Raw genomic sequence first — 20,309 nt, 5'->3', positions numbered from 1 at the left:
GACGCTCACTCGAACGGATTAATGCGTGGGCAATTTCGCGCGAAGTGGACCGGTCCTTCCACTTTCCGTTATGCGATGTTTCGCGTGTCGGTCCAGCGCAGGCCGTAGCCGTAGCCCGGCTTCAGGTCGGTGAAGCCGATCCTGGCCTCGTGGATGGTGTCCACCGGCGTCCGCTGCCCGACGAAGCCGGGCTCGTCGATGTCGCGGTGGAAGGCCTCGTGGATGACCTCGACGGCCCCGGGGTCGTCGTCGGCGGGAAAGCGCACCCGCAGGTCGAAGCGCTCGCAGTGGCGCTCGGGGAAGAACAGGTAGTACGGCCGCATCCGCTGCCCGACCGGGATCCGGTTGACCAGCCCGTACTCGTGCTCCTGGCCGACGGCCAGGGCCGGGATGCGCATGTCCACGGTGAACCGCTTGCCGCGCACCTGCTTGCCGACGACCTCGGCGCCGAAGTGGACACGGGTGAGAAGACCGACCGGTCGCTCGGTGTCGCCCGGGTCGCGGGCGGGCGGGATGGTGATCGAGTACCGGATGTGGTCGAGCCCCTCGCGCAGGGCCACGATCGTGCGGCGCTCGAAGCACTCGGGGGTCTGCAGGTCCAGGCGTAAGACGGCTTCCAGCCTGCGGGCCGACCAGTCGGTGCCCTCGACGGCGGTCACCACCGAGTTGGCGGCCAGCTCGGCCAGCAGCGAGATGCCCTCGTCGATCCGCCGCCGGATGGTCCGGGTGTCGCGGTTGTACCGCTTGGCCAGCACGGCGGTGCGCTCGGAGAGGAAGGGCGCGTGCCGCTCGCCCGGCGCGGGCAGCGCGAGCGCGGTCCGCACGATCTCGCGCAGGTCGTCGGGCAGCCGTGCGGTCAGCTCGACCAGAGTGGACTTCACCCTCTCCCGCACGGCAGCCGCACCGTCGGTCACGCCCACCCCGCACAGCACCCGCAGCGCGGGCCCCACCACCTCGACGATCCGCCCGTCGACGCCCCGCCCCTTGCGCAGCAGCCGCAGCTCGGCGGCGAACTCACTGGAGGAAAACGGCATTCGGCCCTCCGTCATGCCCACTCGTCGGCCCCGGCCCCACCCGGACCCGCACCCCGGTCAGGGCCATCGATCGTACGACGTACCAGCTCAGCGCACCCGCGCAGCGTCGACCGATACCGTGGGCTACTTCTCCCCGGATCATCCAATCCCCAGGCCACGACCGGGAATCGGGAGTTATCCACAGGGTTGTCGCCGGTGGTCGGCTCCGGTGGGTAGTGGCCCGCGGGCCACACCGGACTAGCGGTCGACCCCCTCGAAGATCAACGACAGCAGGCGGTCGGCGGTGTCGGGCGGCGTCACGGCCTCGTTGACCCACGCCACGGCCATCGCCAACCGCACCACCTCGGTCGCGGTCAGGTCGGCCCGGACCTCCCCCTGGGCGCGCGCCCGCTCGACCAGGTCCGCGGTCGCCGCTTCCACGGCGTGGCACCGGCCGCCGAGCGGGCCGTCGGGCCCGGCGTGCGCGATGGCGTCGACCAGACCCCGGTAGCGGCTGATGTGCCGGACCAGCTCGACCACCCACCGCCGCAGCGCGCGGGGTTCGGCGCGCAGGTCGGCGGCGAGCGCGGCGAGGTTGTCGAGGCTGTCGCCGACCACTTCGGCGATGAGCGCGTCCTTGTCGGCGAAGTGCCGCCAGAGCGTGCCGGGGCCGACGCCCGCCCGCCGCGCCACGTCGTTCATCGCGGTGGCGTCGGCGCCGACCTCGTCGAACAGCTCGGCCGCGGCGGCCACCAGCCGAGCCCGGTTGCGCCGCGCGTCCGTGCGCCGCGGTGTGGACACCGGGAACCACCTCCTTGCCGAAGCGGAGTGATACTCCGTATTATCCGGAGTATCACTCCGGATCGTATCGCGAGATCGCGCCGCCTCGGTGGAGCCGAGGCCGTCAACACTGGGGAGTTGCCGCATGCTGCCGTCGCTGGGTCGGGTGGGTGTATGGGTCGCGGGGATTGATCTGCGGCCCGTGTCGGAATCGGCCGCTGCGGCGGCGGAGTTGGAAGGGCTGGGGTTCTCCGCGCTGTGGCTCAGCGAGGGTTTGTTGCGCGACCCGTTCCTGGAGTCGGCGAACCTGCTGCGGGCCACCGAGTCGCTGGTTGTGGGCACGGGGATCGCGGTGATCTGGGGGCGGCACCCGCGGCTGGTCCGCAACCAGGTGCGGTCGCTGACCGAGAGCCACCCGGACCGGTTCGTCCTGGGGCTGGGGAGTTCGCACGCGCGGGTCGTCGAGGGGGCGCTGGGGCTGCGGTACTCCCGGCCGCTGACGGCCCTGCGCGAGCACCTCGACGGCCTTGACGAGCCGGACCCGATCCTGCCGCTGGTCGGCCTGCCCGAGACGCGGCCGCGGGCGCCGCGCGTGCTCGCGGCGTTGGGGCCCAAGGCGCTGGCGTTGGCGCGGGACCGGGCGGACGGCGCGATCACGTACTTCGTCACGCCGGAGCACACGGCTCAAGCGCGGGAGATCCTGGGGCCGGACCGGCGGCTGGTCGTCGAACAGGCCGTGGTCGTGGGGGTTCCGGACGCGGCCGAGCGCGCGCGGACGCACGTCGGCACCTACCTCGCCACGGCCCCGTACCACGATTCCCTGCGGCGCCTGGGTTTCACCGACGCGGATCTCGCCGACGGCGGCAGCGCGCGCCTGGTCGACGCCATCGTCGCGACGTCCGGGTCGGCGGTGGCGGACCGGGTCGACGCCCACCTCCGGGCGGGCGCCGACCAGGTCTGCCTCCAAGCCCTACCGGCTGACCCGAGGACGTTGCCCTTGGACCAGTGGCGCGAGCTGGCCGAGCTGCGCTAGATCGTCACGCGCCAGTTGCTGTTGGCCGCGGGCACCTGGGACGTCAGCGTCGGGCAGTCGAAGTCGGCCGGTCGCGGTGTCGCGGCGGGCCGCATCGGCGAGTTGGCGGCCGTGGCGGCCGACCACTGCCCGCCGATCCGCAGCTTGATCGAGCTGGACTCGAAGACCTGCCCCTTGGCGTCGGTGCAGTAGTAGGCGCGGCCCGTGGAGTTGTTGTGGGTCGCGTAGATCTCGAAGATGTCCCAGCCCTCGTTGAGCTTGCTCTGGTCGGTCCCGCTCTGCGTGAACAGGTTGTCCCACGCGTTCGTCTTGACGTTGAACAGTTGTGCGGTCCACGTGTTGTTGGCGGCGTTGGTGCGGATCTCCTGCACCGTGTACGCGGGCCGCCCGTTGACGGTGGTGGTGTAGTTGGTCAGGAACGCGCTGTTGATCTGCGTGACCTTCGCCGGTCCGACCTTCCCGCACCAGTCCCACGCCCACACCTGGGCGCCCTGCCCGAGCCCGTAGGCGGTGACCACCTCGATGCAGGAATGCCCGGTCGGCTTCATCGTCGGCGCGTAGACCACATCGGCGGAATTGGAGAGCCGCAGCGAAGGAATAACGCTCTGCGTCGCCACGAAACCGTCGGCGTTGGAACCGAGCTGCGGTTCCGGACCCCAGAACATGTGCTTCTGCGCCGCCGCCTGGGCCGTGGCGGCTGCGGCGGACCGGTCCGCCTGGGCCCGCCGGACCTGGCGGAAGCGATCCGCCGACGGTCCGGCGGCCACCGTCGCCGCCTCGCCGGTCAGCCCGGGAACCTCGCCGGCGGGAGTGCCGGGCGCGGCGTCCGCCGCCCCGGACGCACCCGCGATCACCGCGGCCACCAGGCCCGCGGCACAAGCCATTACCGAAAATCTGCGCACCATGCCATTTCCTCGCGCTCGCAGGGAAAGTCGGTGGAGGCCGGGACAAGCACTCCGCCGTGCGCTAACTTTAGGTCGGCAATTCCGCGGTCGGGCAGTCCTTGCCATTCACACTAGGCATATCGCCCCAGCTCAAGCCGGTAATAGCACTTTCTTCGACGGTCGAGTTATACGGCAAAAGCGGCCGCAACCAGACATTACGACCGCGGCCCCCGGAGCCCGTCGAGCAGCGGGCACGTCAGGGTCTCGACGACCTCGTCGACGGGGGTCGCCTGCGGGGCGCAGGCGGGTTGGACAGCACGGCGGCGCGGATCTGGTCGTCGGTGCCGACGGCAGCTGGTCCGCAGGCCCGCTACCCGAGTGCCCTGATCCGGGGCCGCATCGCGGCGGTGTAGACGGCGGCGGAGACGATCAGCCCTACCGGCAGCGACAGGTCGATCCCGCCGATCGCCGCCGCCAGGAAACCGGTGTGCAGGCCGGGAATGGCGACGCACGAGAAGGCGCACGCGATTCCCGTGACGAGCGCGCCGACGCCCGCCCAGTTGACGCCGCCGGTGTACCAGAACGGGCCGCCGTGCGATTCGTCGCTCAGGGCGTGGCCGTCGTAGCGGTTGCGGCGCAGCAGCACGTCGCTGGCGTAGATCGCCATCATGGGGGACAGCACCGCCACCATGAGCTGCAACATGGTGCTCACGGCCTCGAGGAAGTTCGAGACCAGCAGCGCGTACATCGTCATCAGCACCCCGATGGTGCCGTCCAGCAGCACGCTGCGCGAGCGGCGGATCCGCAGCCCGATCGCCTGGATCGCCAGGCCCGCGCTGTAGATGGTCATCGCGTTGTTCGCGATGGCGCCCAGGACCACCGCGATCAGGAAGACGGGGGTGAACCAGCCGGGGAGCACCTGGGCCAGCGCGGTCTGCGGGTCGCTCATGTCCAAAGTGGTCGCCGCCAGCGCGCCGAGCGCGGTGAACAGCGTGCTCGGGAGGTACGCGCCCAGGGCGGTCCACCCGGCGACCGACGAGCCCTTGGCGGACCGGGGGAGGTAACGGGCGAAGTCGGCACTGTTGTTGTAGGACAGGGCAGTGGAGGCGACCAGGGCCAGACCGCCCGCGAGCGCCGCCCACAGCTCGGTCCCGGCTGGCGCCACCGGCGGGTGGTACGACCAGTCGGTGTGACCGAAGACGAACACGGCCAGCACGGCGAACACCACGGTCAGCACCAGGGTCAGGCGCGGGTACAGCCGCACGATCATCGCGTGCCCGTAGACGCTGATCACCAGGGTCGCCGCCGCGATGCCGACGATGACGACCGCCTTCCCGGCGGTGTTCAACTCGATGCCGTAGCGGGCGAACAGGCTGAAGGTCGTCACCGAGGCGGCGGACCAGTTAAGCGCCGCGTAGCAGACCGAGATGAACCACCCGTTCACCCCGATGACGACCCGGTTCGCCCGGGTCCCGTAGACCGCCCGCGTGATCACCTCGCTGGGCGCGCCCGCCGCGGGCCCGCTCATCGCGAGCACACCGACCAGCACCCAGCACAGGTTGCCGACCACGATCACCAGCAGCGCCTGCCACAGCTGCAGGCCCATCACCACCAGCGCCCCGCCCACCACCAGGGCCAGGTAGTTCACGTTCGGCGCGGCCCACACGCCGACGAGGTCGCGCGCGCGGCCGTGCCGCTCGTCGTCGCCGATCACGTCGATGCCGTGGGCCTCGACGCGCCCCGCCCGGCCGGACCCGGCCGGTGCCCGGGGCGCGTCGGCGGGCGGGGACGCGGGAGTCGATGTCATGCCAAACCTCCGGAGTGCCGCACTCCCCGACGAGTGGACGTGGGTGGGGCGGGAAGTGCCCGCCTGCGAACTAGCGAGCGGAGCGGTGCGCGACCTGACCGTCCACAATGGTCATCGCCACCGGGAGGTCGGCCAGTTCTCCGCCGGGGCAGGCGAGGGGATCGCCGCCGAAGACGGTCAGGTCGGCGCGGAAGCCCTCTTGGACCCGCCCGGCCACCTGTTCCTCGCCGACGCCGTAAGCGGCCCAGGTCGTGTATCCGGCCAGGCTCTGCCGCGCGGACAACGCCTGGTCCAAGCCGACCGGCGCGCGGTCGTGCTCAGCCGCGGGCCGCCGCAGTCGCGCGCCCGCCATGACGACGCGCGGGTCGTAGTGCGCGACCGGCCAGTCCGAGCCGAGCGCGATCCGGCCGCCCGCTCGCACGATGTCCGCGCACCGCCAGCCGTGCGCGCAGCGCGGGGAACCGAGCCGCCGCGACCAGTTGTCGGTGTGGTCGGGCAGGGTCCAGTCCATGTGCGTCGGCTGCATCGAGGCCACGACGTCCAGTTCGGCGAACCGGGAGACGTCCTCGTCGGCCAGCAGTTCGATGTGCTCGACCCGGTGCCGACCGGACTTCGGGCGCCCCACGGCCTGGTAGGTGTCCAGCACGGTGGAGACCGCGCGGTCGCCGATCGCGTGCGTGAGGCACGGCAGCCCGAGGTCGACCACCCGCCGCACCGCGGCCTCGTACCGCCGCACATCGATCCACATCGGACGGGTCCCGTCGCCCGCGCAGTCCGGGTGCCCCAGCCAGGCCGAGCCGCCGTCGACGGTGCCGTCGAGGAAGAACTTCACCGCCCCGGTCCGCCAGCGGCCACCGGAGCGGCGCTCGCGCACGGAGTCCAAAGTGTCCTCGACGCCGTTCGGGAACATCCACGGCGCCAACCGGATCCGCAGCGGCAGCCCGCCCCGCGCCTCCAACGCGTCCAGCACGCCTTCGGTGCCCGGCCAGCTGTCCGGCACGTGGATCCCGGTGATCCCGCACGCCGCCTGCGCGGCGAACAGCTCCCCGGCCAGCCTGGCGATCTCGTCGGCGGACGGCGGGGGAACCGCCGCGTACCCGTGCAGCACGGCGGTCATCTCGTGCAGCAGGCCGGTCGGCACGCCGTCCTCGTCGACCAGGATTTCCGAGCGGTCGCCGAAATCCACCGGTCCGGTGATGCCCGCGAGACCCAGCGCCCGGGTGCTCAGCACCGCGTTGTGGGAGTCGGCGAACCACAGGAACGCGGGCCTACCACCGACGGCGTCGTCGAGGAACGCGCGGGGGAGGACGTGCGCGGGCAGCGCGCCGTACTCCACGCCGTTGACGACGACCCAGGCGTCCGGCGGCAGCGCGGCGGCGGTGCGGCGCAGGAGCTCGTCGAGTTGGTCCGGGCCGGTGAGCCCGGCGGCGCTGGTGGCCCGGGTGTCGGCGATGCCGTGCATCGGGTGCTGGTGCGAGTCGACCAACCCGGGGGTGACGACCAGGCCCGGGGTGTCGACGACCTCGGTGCGCGGACCGAGGTGCGCCCGCACGTCCCCGACGGCCACGATCACCCCGCCGCGCACGGCGACGGCGTCGGCGGTCGGCCGGTTCGGGTCCATGGTGTGCACGGTCGCGCCGAGGATCACCAGGTCGGCCGCGGTCATCGGGGTGCTCCGTCCGCTCGGGTGGCGGCACTCAAACTAGCCACAGTGGACGGATGACGTCGGTGGTCGATCACCGCGGGACCTCCAACGGGTGAGGCGTGGGTCACGTGGGAGGGGACAGTAGGTGGCCGTCGCCCCGACGGTCGATGGACGCGGGGTTGAACTTCGCCGGGCTGTGTGGACACTGTGTCCATGCCGCTGACCGTGGATGCCCTGCTCGCCCACCGCGACCTCCGCCTGACGCTGGTCGCGGGCGCGGCGGGTCGGGAGCGCGTCGTGACGGCGGCGCACGTCTCGGAGTTGGCGCGGCCCGGCGAGTGGCTGCACGGCGGCGAACTGCTCATGACCGCGGGCGTCGTCCTGCCGGTCGACCCGGATTCGTGCCGCGACTACGTCCAGGACGTCGTGGACGGCGGTGCGGCGGCGCTGGCGTTCGGGGTCGGGCACGGCCAGCCGCACCGGGAGCCGCCCGGCGGGCTGGTCGCCGCGGCGGAGGAAGCGGGGCTGCCGCTGCTGGTCGTGCCGGACGAGGTGCCGTTCATCGCGGTCACCAAGGCCGTCTTCGCCGCGCTCGCCGCCGAGGACCGCCGGGCGCTGGAACACACGATCGAGGTACAGCGGAAGCTCACCGTCGCGGCGACCTCGGGTGCCGGGCCGACCGGGATCCTCAAGGTCTGGCAGGCCGCGACCGGCCGCGCGGCTGTGGTCACCGACCTCCTCGGCCGCGAACTGGCCGCCGTCGGCCCCACCGCGCCCGCGCTGCTCGCCGCCGGTCGGACGGTCCTCGACGAGGTCGCCGCCCGAGGGCTCCTGGGCAGCGCGGCGGTCGAGGTCGACGGCCTCGCGGTCGGTGTGCAGCCGATCGGCGCCAAGCGCTTGCGCGGCCACCTCCTGCTGGCCCGACCCGACCGCCCGAGCACCCTCGACGCCGCCCTGGTCTCCCTGCTGACCCTCGAACTCGAACGCCGCCACCTCGCCGACGAGCCGCGCAGGCGGGCGGGCACCGAGGCCATGACCAGGCTGGCCGCCGGGTTGCCGGAGGACCAGGCGGGTCCCGTGCTCGCCGCCTTCGGCCTGACCGCCCCGAGGATCCGGGGTGTCGCCGTGCTGGCCCGCCCGCGTGAGGCGGACGAGTTGGCCGCCGACCTCGCCCTCGTCCTCCCCGGCGGCCTGGTCCGGTGCGCGGCGGACACCGTCGAGGCGCTGGCGGCGGCGGAAGTCGACCTCACCGCCCTGCTCGACCGCTTCGCCCCGGCCCGCGCGGCGGGCATCGGCGCCGCCGTGCACCCCGGCGCGGTCGCGGTCTCACTCCGGCAGGCCCGCGCCCTGCTCCCCAGCAGCGAACGCCTCGGCCGCCCGGCGGAGGCGGGGGAGCACAGCACGAGTCGACTGCTGCTGTCCCTCGGTCCGCCCGAACTCCTCGCGTCCTTCGCCGACACCGCCCTGGCCCCCATCGACGCCGCCGACCCGAAGGGCCAGCTGCTGCCGACGCTCCGGGCCTGGCTGGACGCCAACGCGGCGTGGGACACCACGGCGCAAACCCTCGGCGTGCACCGGCACACCGTCCGCAACCGGATAGACCGCGTCGAGGCCCTGACCGGCCGCGACCTGACGACCGCCCCGGCCCGCTACGAACTGTGGCTCGCCCTCGAGGCCCGCGACGCCTTGGCCTACGCGCACTCGACGGCGTAGGCGGCTAGTCCGCAGTGGATGGAGCGTCCCCGGCCGCGAAACCCTGGCGGCGCACCTCGTAGCAGCCGACGGCGGCGGCCGAGGCGACGTTGAGCGAGCCGATCTTGCCCAGCTGCGGCACGAACGCGACCACGTCGCAGTCCAGCAGGCAGGCGGCCGACACGCCGCGGTCCTCGTGGCCCAGCACCAGGCACACGTCCCGGGCCAGGTCGACCTCGGGCAGCGGCACGGCCGCGTCGGCCAGTTCCAGCGCCACCACCAGGAAACCGTCGGCGCGGGCCCGCGCCACCGCCTCCGCCGTGGTCTCCAGGCGCTCGGTGCGCAGGAACCGGTCGCTGCCCATGGCGGCCTTCTGCGCGGCGGCGGAGCGGACGTCGACGGCCGAACCCGCCAGGTACAGCGCCTCCGCGCCCATGGCGGCCGCGGTCCGGGCGATCGCGCCGACGTTGAACGGCGACTGCAGGTTCTCCAGCATCAGCGCGAGGCGGAAGTGGTCCTTGCGGCGCCACGTGCGGTGCAGGCGCTTGAGATCGGTCTCACCCAGTTGCTTCATGCCCCACCGCTTTCCGCCGCGACCTCGGGCCGCGGCCGGACCTCCAGGATGCGGAAGCCCTTGGTCGAATTGCGGCGCGTGGTCGGGAACCCCTCGCCGATGAGCCACTTCGCCAGCGAGTCGGCGCCGAGGTTGCGCTGCACGACGAGGAACGCCGCGCCGTCCGGCAGCAGACGGGGCAGCCAGTGCCGCAGCATGTCGTGCAGCACGGACTTGCCGACCCGGATCGGCGGGTTGGAGTAGATCGCCGCGAACCGGACGTCCGCCGGGACCTCGTCGGGGGTGCCGACCTGGACGTTGCCCCGTCCCGCGGCCTCGGCGTTGAGCCGGGTCAGCTCCAGTGCGCGGGTGTTCACGTCCGTGGCCCACACCTCCAGGCGCTTGCGCCGGGTGGCCCAGGTCAGCGCGATCGGCCCGTAGCCGCAGCCCAGGTCGAGGATCGGTCCGCGCACGGGCGGCGGCGGCGCGTGCTCCAGCAGGACCCTGGTCCCGGTGTCGAGGTGGTCCCGGGAGAAGACGCCGACGTCGGTGGTCAGTTCCAGGGACAGGTCGGGCAACGTGAGGGGGATCGACTTGCGGTCGCTGCCGCTGCTCGGCGCCTCGTCGAAATAGTGAGTCCCCAACATCCCGTTCCCAGTTTCCCCACCCGCTCCTCGGGCGTCACCGTCCGTATCGTACCCAGGGGTTTGTGGGCTGGACATCCTGTCCAGTCCCGCCTGTGGAATTGGACATGGCGTCCATCGACCCATCCGTTGCGCCGATCGTACGGTTCCGGCACGGTTCTCGGCGCCGGGCAACCGGCGGAAGGTGAGTGCGTGATGGGAACTCCGGATGTGGATGTCGCGATCATCGGAGCGGGTTTCTCCGGGCTGACCGCCGCCCGCGACCTGGTGGCGGCGGGCCGCTCGGTCCGCGTGCTGGAGGCGCGGGACCGGATCGGCGGCCGCACCTGGTACCGGACCGACCTGTTCCCCGGCTTCGGCCTGGAGATGGGCGGCACCTGGATCGTCCCGGAGCAGGCCCACGTCAGCGCCGAGGTCCGCCGCTACGGCATCCCCGTCACCGACAGCGAACTGCCCGCCCGGATGACGTGGTCTGACCACGGCACGGTCCTCGACACCCTGCTGCCAGTCCCGCCCGACGAACTCGGCGACCTCGAACACGCCGTTCGCGCGCTCATCGCCGCCGGGGCTCGCCTCGACGTCGACCGCCCACTGTCCGAACAGGACCTCGCGGACCTCGACGTCCCCATCCGCGACTGGGCCGGTGCCGCGAACCTCAAGGGCAACGCCCGGGAGCTGCTGATCTCCTGGTTCTGCGGCTGCGGGAACGCCGCCGCCGACACCGGCTCCGCGCTCGACATCCTGCGCTGGCTGGCCGCCATGGACAACTCCGTCTGGGGCATGGTCCAGGCCAGCGTCCTCGGGCAGACCTTCGACAACGGCACCGCCGCCCTCGCGGCCGCCCTCGCACGGGACGTCGACATCCGGCTGGACACCCCCGTGCGGCGAGTCCGGCAAGCCGAGGACCACGTCGTCGTCAACGACGAGTTCACCGCCGCGCGGCTCCTGGTCACCGTGCCCATCGGCGTCCTGCGGCACATCGACTTCCAGCCCGGCCTCGCCCCGGCCAAGCTGGCCATCTCCGCCGAGAACCACGCCGGGCAGGGCCAGAAGGTCTGGGCGCTCGCGCGGAACGTCCCCGAAGACCTCAGCGGTTTCGGCTGGGGCACGGCCTTCGACTACGTCGGCGCCATGCGCACCCTGCCCGAAGGGGTCGTCCTGGTCTGCTTCGCGCCGGAGCACGACCGCGTCGACGCCGACGACCTCGACGCGGTCCAGCGGGCCGTGCGGGAGTTCGCCCCCGACGCCGAGGTCACCCGGGCCGCCACGCACCGGTGGGTCGACGACGAGTGGTCCCGGGGTACGTGGACCACGTTCCGCGCGGGCCAGATCTCCCGCTACGAACGGGACCTCGCCACCCCCGAGGGCCGGGTCCACTTCGCGGGCGCGCACACCGCCCGGCGCTGGCCCGGGTTCATCGACGGCGCCATCGACAGCGGCAAGCGCGCCGCCGCCGAGATCCTGGCGGTGCTCCCGTGACCATCGGTCCCGTCGACGCCACCCGCGTCCCCCGGTACGCCGGGGACGCCACCTTCGCCCGCCTGCCGCGCCTGGCCGACGTCCCCGACGCCGACGCGCTGATCTGGGGCGTCCCGTTCGACACCGGCGTCAGCTACCGGCCCGGCGCCCGCTTCGGACCCGGCCACGTGCGGCAGAGCTCCCGCCTGCTCCGCCCCTACAACCCGGCGCTGGACGCCGAGCCGTTCGCGGTCCGCCAGGTCGCCGACGCGGGTGACGTCGGCGTCAACCCGTTCGACATCGCCGAGGCGGTCGCGACCATCGAGGCCGCCGCCACCGACCTGGCGGGGACCCGGCGCAGGCTCATCACCATCGGCGGGGACCACACGATCGCGTTGCCGCTGCTGCGGGTCCAGCACCGCCGCCACGGGCCGATCGCCGTGCTGCACTTCGACGCGCACCTCGACACCTGGGACACCTACTTCGGCGCCGCCCACACGCACGGCACCCCGTTCCGGCGGGCCAGCGAAGAGGGCCTGGTCGACGAGGAACACTCGGTGCACGTGGGGATCCGCGGGCCGCTGTACTCGCGGCTGGACCTCGACGAGAGCGAACGCCTCGGGTTCACCGCCGTGCACGCCCGCGACTTCGCCCGCGCGTCGATAGACGACATCATCAACCGGGTCCGCGCCCGACTGGCGGACCGACCGGTGTACGTCTCGGTCGACATCGACGTGCTCGACCCGGGTTTCGCGCCGGGCACCGGCACACCGGAGGCGGGCGGGCTCTCCAGCCGGGAGCTGCTGGAAGTGTTGCGCGGCCTGGCCGGGCTCAACGTGGTCGGCGCGGACGTCGTCGAGGTCGCGCCCGCGTACGACCACGCCGAGATCACCGGGATCGCCGCCGCGCACGTGGTCTACGAGCTGTTGAGTGTGCTGCCCCAGGAGGAACGGTGACCGTGCGCAACCTCGTCAACGGAGTCTCGCGGGACACGGACGCCACCGCCGACCTGGTGGATCCGTGCACCGGCGAGGTGTTCGACACCGCACCACTGTCCACATCGGAGGATGTGGATGCCGCATACCGTGCTGCTGTCGCGGCCTTCGACACCTGGCGGGACACCACACCCGCGCAGCGCCAGGAAGCCCTGCTCCGGGTAGCGGACGCACTGGAGAGCCGCGCGGACGAGTTCGTCGAGGCGGAGTGCCGCAACACCGGCAAGCCGCGCGCCACCACCCGCACCGAGGAGGTCTTGGCCTCTGTCGACGCGTTGCGCTTCTACGCGGGCGCCGCGCGGCTGCTGCCGGGCCTCGCCGCCACGGAGTACCTGCCCGGCCACACCTCGTACGTCCGGCGTGAGCCCGTCGGCGTGGTCGGCCAGGTCGCGCCGTGGAACTACCCGCTGCTCATGGCGGCGTGGAAGATCGCCCCCGCGCTCGCCGCGGGCAACACCGTCGTGCTCAAGCCCGCAGACACGACACCGGTGACGGCGGTGCTGCTCGGCGAACTCGCCGCCGAGTTCCTGCCCGCCGGGGTGCTCAACGTGGTGTGCGGTGATCGGGACACCGGTCGCGCGGTCGTCGCGCACCCGGCCGCGGCCATGGTCTCGATCACCGGCTCCACCCGCGCTGGCATCGAGGTCGCCCGCACCGCCGCCGACCGCGTCGCCCGCGCGCACCTCGAACTCGGCGGCAACGCGCCCGTGCTCGTCTTCCCCGACGCGGACCTCGACGCCACTGTGGACGGAGTACTGGCCGCGGGCTACTTCAACGCGGGACAGGACTGCACGGCGGCGTCCCGGATCCTCGTGCACGAGGCGATCCACGAGGAGTTCACGGCACTCCTCGTCGAGCGGGCGAAGAACGTCCACACCGGACCTCCATCCGACAGGACCGCCGACTACGGACCGCTCAACAACGCCGAGCAGTTCGCCCGTGTCCGCTCGATCCTCGACAGCCTGCCCGACCACGCGCGCGTGCTCACCGGGGGAGAGGTCGTCGGCGACCGGGGGTACTTCCTCGCGCCGACGGTGATCTCAGGTGTCCGTCAGGACGATGACCTGGTACAGCAGGAGAACTTCGCGCCGCTGCTGACCGTGCAGACCTTCGCCGACGAGGCCGAGGCGCTGCGCCTGGCCTGCGGGGTCGACCAGGGGCTGGCCGCGAGCGTCTGGACCGCCGACCACGGGCGGGCGCTGCGGTTGTCCGCGCGCCTGGACTTCGGCTGCGTCTGGATCAACACCCACCTGACCCTGGTGTCCGAGATGCCGCACGGCGGTTTCAAGCAGTCCGGCTACGGCAAGGACCTCTCCCACTACGGGCTCGAGGACTACACCCGCGTCAAGCACGTCATGCACAAGCACTGACACCGGAGAACCCCATGACCGTGCCCTACTGGGTCGCGGGCACACCGGCGACCGGTCCCACGCTCCTGGACGTGCGCGACCCCGTCGACGGCCGCCTCGTGGCCACCACCAGCCTCGCCACCCCGTCGGACGTCGAAGCGGCGATCACCGGCGCGGTCGGCGCGCGGGCCGAAACCGCCGAACTGCCCGCGTTCGCGCGCGCCGCGGCGCTGACCCACGTCAGCACGCGGATCGCCGAGCGCGGCGAGGAGTTGGCGCGGCTGATCACCGCCGAGAACGGCAAGCCGATCCGGTGGGCCCGCGTCGAGGTCGCGCGAGCCGCGTCCACGTTCCGCTGGGCCGCGGAGGAAGCCCGCCGGTGGGCGGGGGACCTGCAACGGCTGGACACGGATCCGGGCAGCGCCGGTCGCGTGGCGCTGGTCCGGCGGGTGCCGCGTGGACCGGTGCTGGGCATCACGCCGTTCAACTTCCCGCTCAACCTGGTGGCGCACAAGGTCGCGCCCGCCATCGCGGTCGGCGCGCCGTTCGTGCTCAAGCCCGCGCCCGCGACCCCGTTGTCCGCCTTGGTGCTGGGCGAGATCCTGGCGGAGACCGACCTGCCCGCTGGCTCGTGGTCGATCCTGCCCACCACCAACGAGGTCGCTGCGGAGCTGGTCGCCGACCCGCGGTTGCCGGTGGTCAGCTTCACCGGGTCCGCGCCGGTCGGTTGGCGGATCCGGGACGCGGTCCCGCGCAAGCACGTCGTTCTGGAACTCGGCGGCAACGCGGCGGCGGTGATCTGCCCCGACCACACCGACCTGGCCCAGGCCGCGACCCGGATCGCCACCTTCGCCATGTACTCGGCGGGGCAGTCGTGCATTGCCGTGCAACGAGTCTTCGTCCCCCGCGCGCACTACGACGAGTTCGTCCGAATCCTGGTGGCGGAGGTCGAGAAGCTGTCGGTGGGGGAGGACGTCGGGCCGCTGATCGACACGGCCGCGGCGGACCGGGTGCAGCGCTGGGTCGCGGGAGCCGTCGACGCGGGTGCGGTGGCGCGGACCGGTAATCGCCGTGACGGCAACACTTTCGCGCCGACCGTGCTCACCGACGTCCCGCACACGGCGGCGGTCTACCGCGAGGAGGCCTTCGGACCCGTCGTCACGGTCGACCCGTTCGACTCCCTGGACGACGCGTTCGCCGCCGTCAACGACTCCCGCTTCGGCCTGCAAACCGGCCTGTTCACCCGCGACCTCGACATCGCTTTCCGCGCCCACGCACGGCTGGAGGTCGGCGCCGTGATCGTCGGCGACGTGCCGTCGTACCGCGCCGACCAGATGCCCTACGGCGGTGTGAAGGACTCCGGCACCGGCCGGGAAGGCGTGCGCTCCGCCATGCACGACCTCACCGACGACCGCGTCCTCGTGCTCACCGGCGTCCCGCTCTAGAGAGGCCGGCCATGACGTCCCTTGTGGACCGCCGCGCCGCCGCGGTCGCCGCCGGTGTCACCAGCCTGCTGCCCGGCCACTTCGCCACCCACACCGAACCCGGCGCCCTGCGCGACCAGGACGGTACCCGGCTGATCGACCTCGGCTCCGGCATCGGCGTGACCTCGGTCGGCAACGCCGCGCCGGCCGTCGTCGCCGCCGTCCAGCGGCAGGCCGCCGAGTTCACGCACGCCTGCTTCATGGTGAACCCGTACGAGAGCTACGTCGCGGTGTGCGAGCGGCTCAACGAGCTGACGCCGGGCGCGCACGAGAAGCGGTCGGCGCTGTTCAACTCCGGCGCCGGGGCCGTGGAGAACGCCGTCAAGATCGCCCGGCACGCCACCGGACGTTCCGCGGTCGCGGTGTTCGACCACGCCTACCACGGCCGCACGAACCTGACCCTCGCGGCGGGCGGGCTCCCGCTGGCGGGGGTCACCGGTCGCGCCGAGCTCATGGACGCCGTCCACCCCGGCGGCCTCGGCGGCACGTACGGCGGCAACCCCCTGGCCTGCGCCGCCGCCCTGGCCACCGTCGACACCATGCGCGCGGACCACCTGGCCGACGCCGCGAACCGGATCGGCGCCGCGATCCGGTCCCGCCTCGCCCCGCTGCTCGGCCACCCGGCCCTCGCGGAGGTCCGCGGTCGGGGCGCGATGGTCGGTCTGGAGTTCGTCGGCCCCGGTGGTGCCCCGGCTCCCGAGGTCGCCCGCCGGGTCGCCGCCGACTGCCACCGGGCGGGGGTCATCGTCCTGACCTGCGGCACCTACGCCAACGTCATCCGCCTGATCCCACCCCTCGTCATCCCCGCACCCATCCTCGACGAGGGCCTGACCCTGTGGCGAAATTCGCGCTGGTTTCACTCCGATGGGTGACCTAGGTTTAGGTAGGCAACCCTCAGTGGAACGGTGGGCGATGACTGCGGTGGACGAAGGGTTCGCGGCTCGACTGCGGATGGGGACCCGGGACGAGCACGAGCGGGCCGAGCGCTCGGTGTTCGTCGAGGCGCTGCTGGGCGGCGGCCTCGGGCGGGAGGCCTACGCCGGGCTGCTCGCGCAGAGCTACCTCTTCTACGGCGTCCTCGAGGACGCGGGCGAGTCGTGGCGGGGTGATCCCGTCATCGGCGGGTTCGTCATCGACGGGCTGCTGCGCCGGGGCGCGCTGGAGCGGGACCTGGCGTTCCTGCTCGGCCCGCGGTGGCGCGACGGCCTGAGCGCGCTGCCCGCCACGCAGTCCTATGTGGACCGCCTGGAGGAAGCCTGCTTCACCGACCGCGCCGCGTTCGTCGCGCACCACTACACGCGCTACCTCGGCGACCTCTCCGGCGGCCAGGTCATCCGGCGCCGCATGCAGGAGGTCTTCGGCCTCAGCGAGGACGGCGTGCGCTTCTACGTCTTCGACCGGATCGCCAGGCCCAAGCCGTTCCGCGACCACTACCGGTCCCTGCTCGACGGCGCCCCCTGGAGCGACGCCGAACGCGCGGCCCTGGTCGAGGAGGCCAACACCGCCTTCCGGCTCAACCGCGCCGTGTTCGACGAACTGTCCGGGGTCTACTGCTGACTTTTCCCGCCGGGTAGGGGGTTCCGAACGCGGGACCCCTGCTTCGGCGTGCCTGAGATACCACTGTGGACAGTGTGTCGGGCGTCGCCCTTGCCAACCGTCGAACCGTGTATTTAGGTTAGCCTTGGCCACCATCACCCGCCCGTCCGCGACCCCAACCAACGGCGTCCTCACCTGGCAAAACACCCCAGCGACCCTCGCCAGTTCAGAAGCGTTCGCGGGCTTCTACCAAGCAGGCGCCGACCTGGACCCCATAACCCTCGTCCTCGCCGCCCACTGCGCGACCCCGCCGACGACACCGCCCGCTGCCAACCCGGCCGCACCCCCTGCCGTCACCCCAACCCAGAACCTCGTCCCAGAGGCCCGCTTCCGCCCGGCGCAACACAATCCCTAGCGTCCACGGGCGTAGACGCGGAGCACACGTTGTGGGCCGGAGTCGTCCTCTTCCTGGCGGGCCTGGCCCTCCTCCTGGCCACCTATCGCCCCGCCCGCCGCTGATCCCCGTCAACCGCACCGCCCGCCGCCGCCCGGTAGAAACCTCGCAGCCGAACACAGACAACCAATCCCCGACGTCAAGCCAGACGAGCGTGCCCACCTGTGGCGGAATGTGATCAGGTTGCCCACATGTCGGCAATCCATCCACCGTCCGCACTCACCAGCTTTTACCGATCTGGCCTCGGCAGATAGGCTCAAGGCGGGGCCTGCCCCGGGTGGACGGGGCCATCGCGAACCTGGCGCCGGGATTGGGGCCGCCCGAGTGGCGTGCCTGGTCGGGGTGTGGCGCCAGGCTCCGGTCAGGCGTTCTCGGGGACGCCTGACCCGAGGATGGCGAGACGGGTCTGGCTCGCGGCGCGGTACAGCTCGCGGCCCGCGTCCGTCACCCGCACGAAGACACCACGACGGTCTGCCTCGCACAGCGTCCGCTCAACAAACCCGGCCTTCTCGAGCCGGGCCACCGTGCGCGAGAGGGCGCTCTGGCTCAGGTACATCTGACCGGCCAGGTCCTGCATGCGCGTGTCGCACGGCTGGGTCGACTGCGTCAGCAGCCGGTCCAGGGTTTCGAACTCGTTCATGCTCACGCCGTGGGTCTCGTCCAGTGCGCGGTCCAGTGCGCAGGCGAGCTTGTGGTAGCGCTGCGCCAGCGATCGCCACTCGTCGATGAGCTCTGCCTCCGTGGACATGGCGCGCATCCTATCATGCGAGGACATCTAACCCCAACGCATCTTATTTGCTGGAATATTATGTTGCCGCACTAGATGTGGTCGCATGTAGTTTGAGCACGTGACTCTCACCGATCTAGCGCCCGCACCCACGCGGGCCCCCGTCTGGTCCGGCAGGCTCTGGGGTGTCCTGGCCGTGCTGTGCCTGGTGCTGTTCCTCGACGGGATGGACGTCTCCATGGTCGGCGTCGCGCTGCCGTCGATCGGCGCGGAGCTGGGCATGGCCGAGTCGTCGCTGCAATGGCTGGTCAACGGGTACGTGCTCGGCTACGGCGGTCTGCTGCTCCTCGGCGGCCGCACCGCGGACCTGCTCGGCCGCCGCCGCGTCTTCCTCATCGCCCTCGGTGCCTTCGCCGCTGCCTCGCTGGTCGGCGGCCTCGTCGACAACGGCGTCCTGCTCGTCGCGACCCGCTTCATCAAGGGCCTCGCCGCCGCGTTCACCGCGCCGACCGCGATGTCCATCCTCACCACGACGTTCCCCGAGGGCCCGGCCCGCAACCGCGCCCTCTCGATCTTCACCGTGTTCGGGGCCAGCGGGTACTCCTCCGGCCTCATCCTCGGCGGCCTCCTCACCAGCGCGGGGTGGCGCTGGACCTTCCTGACCCCCGTCCCGGTGGCCCTCGCCGCCCTGATCGTCGGCATCCGCCTCATCCCCCGGGACACCGCCCGGGCCGAAGGCGGCCACGACATCTGGGGTGCCATCACCCTGACCGGCGGCATGCTCCTCGCCGTCTACACGGTGGTCACCGCACCCGAACGCGGCTGGCTGCACCCGCTGACCCTGGCGTCGGTCGTGGTCGTCGCCGCCCTGCTGACCGCGTTCTTCGTCATCGAAAACCGCATCCCGCACCCGCTGATCCGCCTGGGGATCCTGCGCATCGGCACGGTAGTCCGCGCCAACCTGAGCGTCGTCGCGCTGATGGGCTCCTACATCAGCTTCCAGTTCGTCATGACCATCTACCTGCAGAACGTCCTCGGCTGGACACCACTGGCCATGGCGCTGGCCCTGCTCCCCGCGGGCATCGTCGTCGTCATCGGCTCGCCCCTGGTCGGGAAGCTGATCGACCGCTACGGCACCGCGCGCCTGATCCTGGCCTCGATGGTCTCCCTCAGCCTGGGCTACCTCTGGTTCCTCGCCACCGCCGGGACCACCCCCAACTACCCGCTCACCATCCTCCCGACCATGCTCCTGCTGGGTGGCGGCTTCGGCTTCGGCTTCAGCGCGATCATGGCCCAGGCCACCGACGGCATCGACGACGCCGAACAGGGCTTGGCCGCGGGTCTGGTCCAGACCTCGGGTCAGGTCGGCTCCGCCCTGGTCCTGGCGGTCGTCACGGCACTGATTGCCAGCCCGTTCACCCCAACCGACCTGAGTTTCTTCCGCCCCGGCCTGAACCTGGTGACCGCCGTCGCCGTGGCGGGCTTCCTGCTCAACTTCGTCCCCCTGATCCGCCGCCGCGCCTGAACCGACGGGGGTCGCCGGACCGGCGGCCCCCTTGCGCGGCTTCACCTTGCCTGCCCCGCGATGTCCACAAGGGTCGCAGCACGCGCACGCACGCGTGGGTGGGAAGCCTTGGGAAGGGTTATAGCGTCCTGGTGGGTGCCATCCGCGAGACAGCGGCACTTACGTTGGGAATGTCCCAGCACAAAGGAGCTGTGCCCATGTCCCGCACCAAAGTCCTCGCCGCCCTGCTCGGCATCCTGGCCGCGTTCGCGATGGCGTCCCCCGCCACCGCGTCGACGTCGCTGGTCCGCACCATCTACTACGACACCACCCGCGCCGCCGAGCTGGCCGACGAGGTCGACCAGGCCGCGCAGATCTGGAACGCCGGCGTCACCAGCGTCAAGCTCGTGAAGGGCACCGGCGGGGTCAGCATCACCACGGCCCAGAGCGGCTCCGCCCCCGGCACCGCCAGCTGCGTCGGCTGCACCCGCGGCCAGATCTACTTCTACCGCGCCCAGATCACCAGCTCCGGCGCCGCCCCGCTGCGCGTCGTCGTGCACGAGCTCGGGCACGTCCTGAGCCTGAACCACCCGTCGGACATCGGGAACTGCGCGAAGGTGATGGCCGGTGGCCGGTGCCAGAACGCGCAGCCGAGCGCCGCGGAACTCGCCGCCGTGCAACGGTTCTGGACCGGGCGGGTGGCGGCGCCGACCGTCGGCCTGGTCGCCTGACGGCTGTCCACTCCCGGCTA

At 72.1% G+C, this 20,309-nt stretch carries 19 protein-coding genes; 11 read left to right on the top strand and 8 right to left on the bottom strand.

What is annotated here, in order from left to right; genetic code table 11:
- Nucleotides 1-68: 68 nt before the first annotated feature.
- A complete protein-coding gene (locus CLV40_RS05000) occupies nt 69-1,034 on the bottom strand; it encodes a hypothetical protein (protein ID WP_104477384.1) in 966 nt (321 codons plus the stop codon).
- A 237-nt stretch (nt 1,035-1,271) separates the two neighbouring features.
- Nucleotides 1,272-1,814, bottom strand: coding sequence for a TetR/AcrR family transcriptional regulator (locus CLV40_RS04995; RefSeq protein ID WP_181043333.1), 543 nt, complete (start codon nt 1,812-1,814; stop codon nt 1,272-1,274).
- Nucleotides 1,815-1,938: 124 nt separating this feature from the next.
- Between CLV40_RS04995 and CLV40_RS04990 the strand changes: the two genes are divergently transcribed.
- Complete coding sequence (locus tag CLV40_RS04990) at nt 1,939-2,826, top strand: TIGR03620 family F420-dependent LLM class oxidoreductase (protein WP_104477380.1); 888 nt, start codon at nt 1,939-1,941, stop codon at nt 2,824-2,826.
- Here the strand turns inward: CLV40_RS04990 and CLV40_RS04985 are convergent.
- The 3 genes from CLV40_RS04985 to CLV40_RS04975 all read right to left on the bottom strand — a co-directional run bounded on the left by CLV40_RS04985 (nt 2,823) and on the right by CLV40_RS04975 (nt 7,183).
- Complete coding sequence (locus CLV40_RS04985) at nt 2,823-3,710, bottom strand: carbohydrate-binding protein (protein WP_245931077.1); 888 nt, start codon at nt 3,708-3,710, stop codon at nt 2,823-2,825. The genes CLV40_RS04990 and CLV40_RS04985 overlap by 4 nt on opposite strands.
- A 370-nt stretch (nt 3,711-4,080) precedes the next feature.
- Nucleotides 4,081-5,517, bottom strand: a complete 1,437-nt coding sequence (locus CLV40_RS04980) for a purine-cytosine permease family protein (protein WP_104477376.1) — start codon at nt 5,515-5,517, stop codon at nt 4,081-4,083.
- A 70-nt stretch (nt 5,518-5,587) separates the two neighbouring features.
- Nucleotides 5,588-7,183 carry an amidohydrolase gene (locus CLV40_RS04975; RefSeq protein ID WP_104477374.1) on the bottom strand — a complete coding sequence of 532 codons (1,596 nt, stop codon included), beginning with the start codon at nt 7,181-7,183 and terminating at the stop codon, nt 5,588-5,590.
- A 192-nt stretch (nt 7,184-7,375) separates the two neighbouring features.
- Between CLV40_RS04975 and CLV40_RS04970 the strand changes: the two genes are divergently transcribed.
- Entirely contained in the window at nt 7,376-8,875 is a 1,500-nt protein-coding gene (locus CLV40_RS04970; protein ID WP_104477372.1) for a PucR family transcriptional regulator, read from the top strand.
- 4 nt (nt 8,876-8,879) lie between these two features.
- Here CLV40_RS04970 and CLV40_RS04965 read toward each other — a convergent pair whose 3' ends face one another.
- Entirely contained in the window at nt 8,880-9,428 is a 549-nt protein-coding gene (locus CLV40_RS04965) for a TrmH family RNA methyltransferase (protein WP_104477370.1), read from the bottom strand.
- Nucleotides 9,425-10,054, bottom strand: a complete 630-nt coding sequence (locus CLV40_RS04960; RefSeq protein ID WP_104477368.1) for a class I SAM-dependent methyltransferase — start codon at nt 10,052-10,054, stop codon at nt 9,425-9,427. The genes CLV40_RS04965 and CLV40_RS04960 overlap by 4 nt, the downstream gene beginning before the upstream one ends.
- A gap of 192 nt (nt 10,055-10,246) precedes the next feature.
- Here CLV40_RS04960 and CLV40_RS04955 point away from each other — a divergent pair, with 192 nt between their 5' ends.
- The 7 genes from CLV40_RS04955 (at nt 10,247) to CLV40_RS40690 (ending at nt 17,288) form a co-directional block, all read left to right on the top strand.
- Nucleotides 10,247-11,530 (top strand): flavin monoamine oxidase family protein, encoded by a 1,284-nt coding sequence (locus CLV40_RS04955; RefSeq protein WP_104477366.1) that lies wholly within the window; start codon nt 10,247-10,249, stop codon nt 11,528-11,530.
- Nucleotides 11,527-12,465: an agmatinase gene (gene speB / locus CLV40_RS04950; RefSeq protein ID WP_104477364.1), complete on the top strand. Its 939-nt coding sequence runs from the start codon at nt 11,527-11,529 to the stop codon at nt 12,463-12,465. The genes CLV40_RS04955 and speB overlap by 4 nt, the downstream gene beginning before the upstream one ends.
- Nucleotides 12,462-13,874 (top strand): aminobutyraldehyde dehydrogenase, encoded by a 1,413-nt coding sequence (locus CLV40_RS04945; protein WP_104477362.1) that lies wholly within the window; start codon nt 12,462-12,464, stop codon nt 13,872-13,874. Before speB ends, CLV40_RS04945 begins: the two co-directional genes overlap by 4 nt.
- A gap of 14 nt (nt 13,875-13,888) precedes the next feature.
- Nucleotides 13,889-15,298 (top strand): aldehyde dehydrogenase family protein, encoded by a 1,410-nt coding sequence (locus tag CLV40_RS04940; protein WP_104477360.1) that lies wholly within the window; start codon nt 13,889-13,891, stop codon nt 15,296-15,298.
- A gap of 11 nt (nt 15,299-15,309) precedes the next feature.
- Entirely contained in the window at nt 15,310-16,209 is a 900-nt protein-coding gene (locus CLV40_RS04935; RefSeq protein ID WP_104477358.1) for an aminotransferase class III-fold pyridoxal phosphate-dependent enzyme, read from the top strand.
- 40 nt (nt 16,210-16,249) lie between these two features.
- Nucleotides 16,250-16,894, top strand: a complete 645-nt coding sequence (locus tag CLV40_RS04930) for a biliverdin-producing heme oxygenase (protein ID WP_104477356.1) — start codon at nt 16,250-16,252, stop codon at nt 16,892-16,894.
- A 124-nt stretch (nt 16,895-17,018) separates the two neighbouring features.
- Nucleotides 17,019-17,288, top strand: a complete 270-nt coding sequence (locus CLV40_RS40690; RefSeq protein WP_219823915.1) for an HtaA domain-containing protein — start codon at nt 17,019-17,021, stop codon at nt 17,286-17,288.
- A 400-nt stretch (nt 17,289-17,688) separates the two neighbouring features.
- On the opposite strand, the gene CLV40_RS04920 is transcribed toward CLV40_RS40690, so the two are convergent.
- Nucleotides 17,689-18,075 carry a MarR family winged helix-turn-helix transcriptional regulator gene (locus CLV40_RS04920; RefSeq protein WP_104477811.1) on the bottom strand — a complete coding sequence of 129 codons (387 nt, stop codon included), beginning with the start codon at nt 18,073-18,075 and terminating at the stop codon, nt 17,689-17,691.
- Nucleotides 18,076-18,175: 100 nt separating this feature from the next.
- Here CLV40_RS04920 and CLV40_RS04915 point away from each other — a divergent pair, with 100 nt between their 5' ends.
- Nucleotides 18,176-19,579, top strand: a complete 1,404-nt coding sequence (locus CLV40_RS04915) for an MFS transporter (protein WP_104477354.1) — start codon at nt 18,176-18,178, stop codon at nt 19,577-19,579.
- 197 nt (nt 19,580-19,776) lie between these two features.
- A complete protein-coding gene (locus CLV40_RS04910; RefSeq protein WP_181043332.1) occupies nt 19,777-20,289 on the top strand; it encodes a snapalysin family zinc-dependent metalloprotease in 513 nt (170 codons plus the stop codon).
- The last annotated feature ends 20 nt before the right edge of the window (nt 20,290-20,309 follow it).

Source organism: Actinokineospora auranticolor (assembly GCF_002934265.1).
Classification (GTDB): Bacteria; Actinomycetota; Actinomycetes; order Mycobacteriales; family Pseudonocardiaceae; genus Actinokineospora; species Actinokineospora auranticolor.
This window is presented reverse-complemented; position numbering and strand designations above follow the sequence as displayed.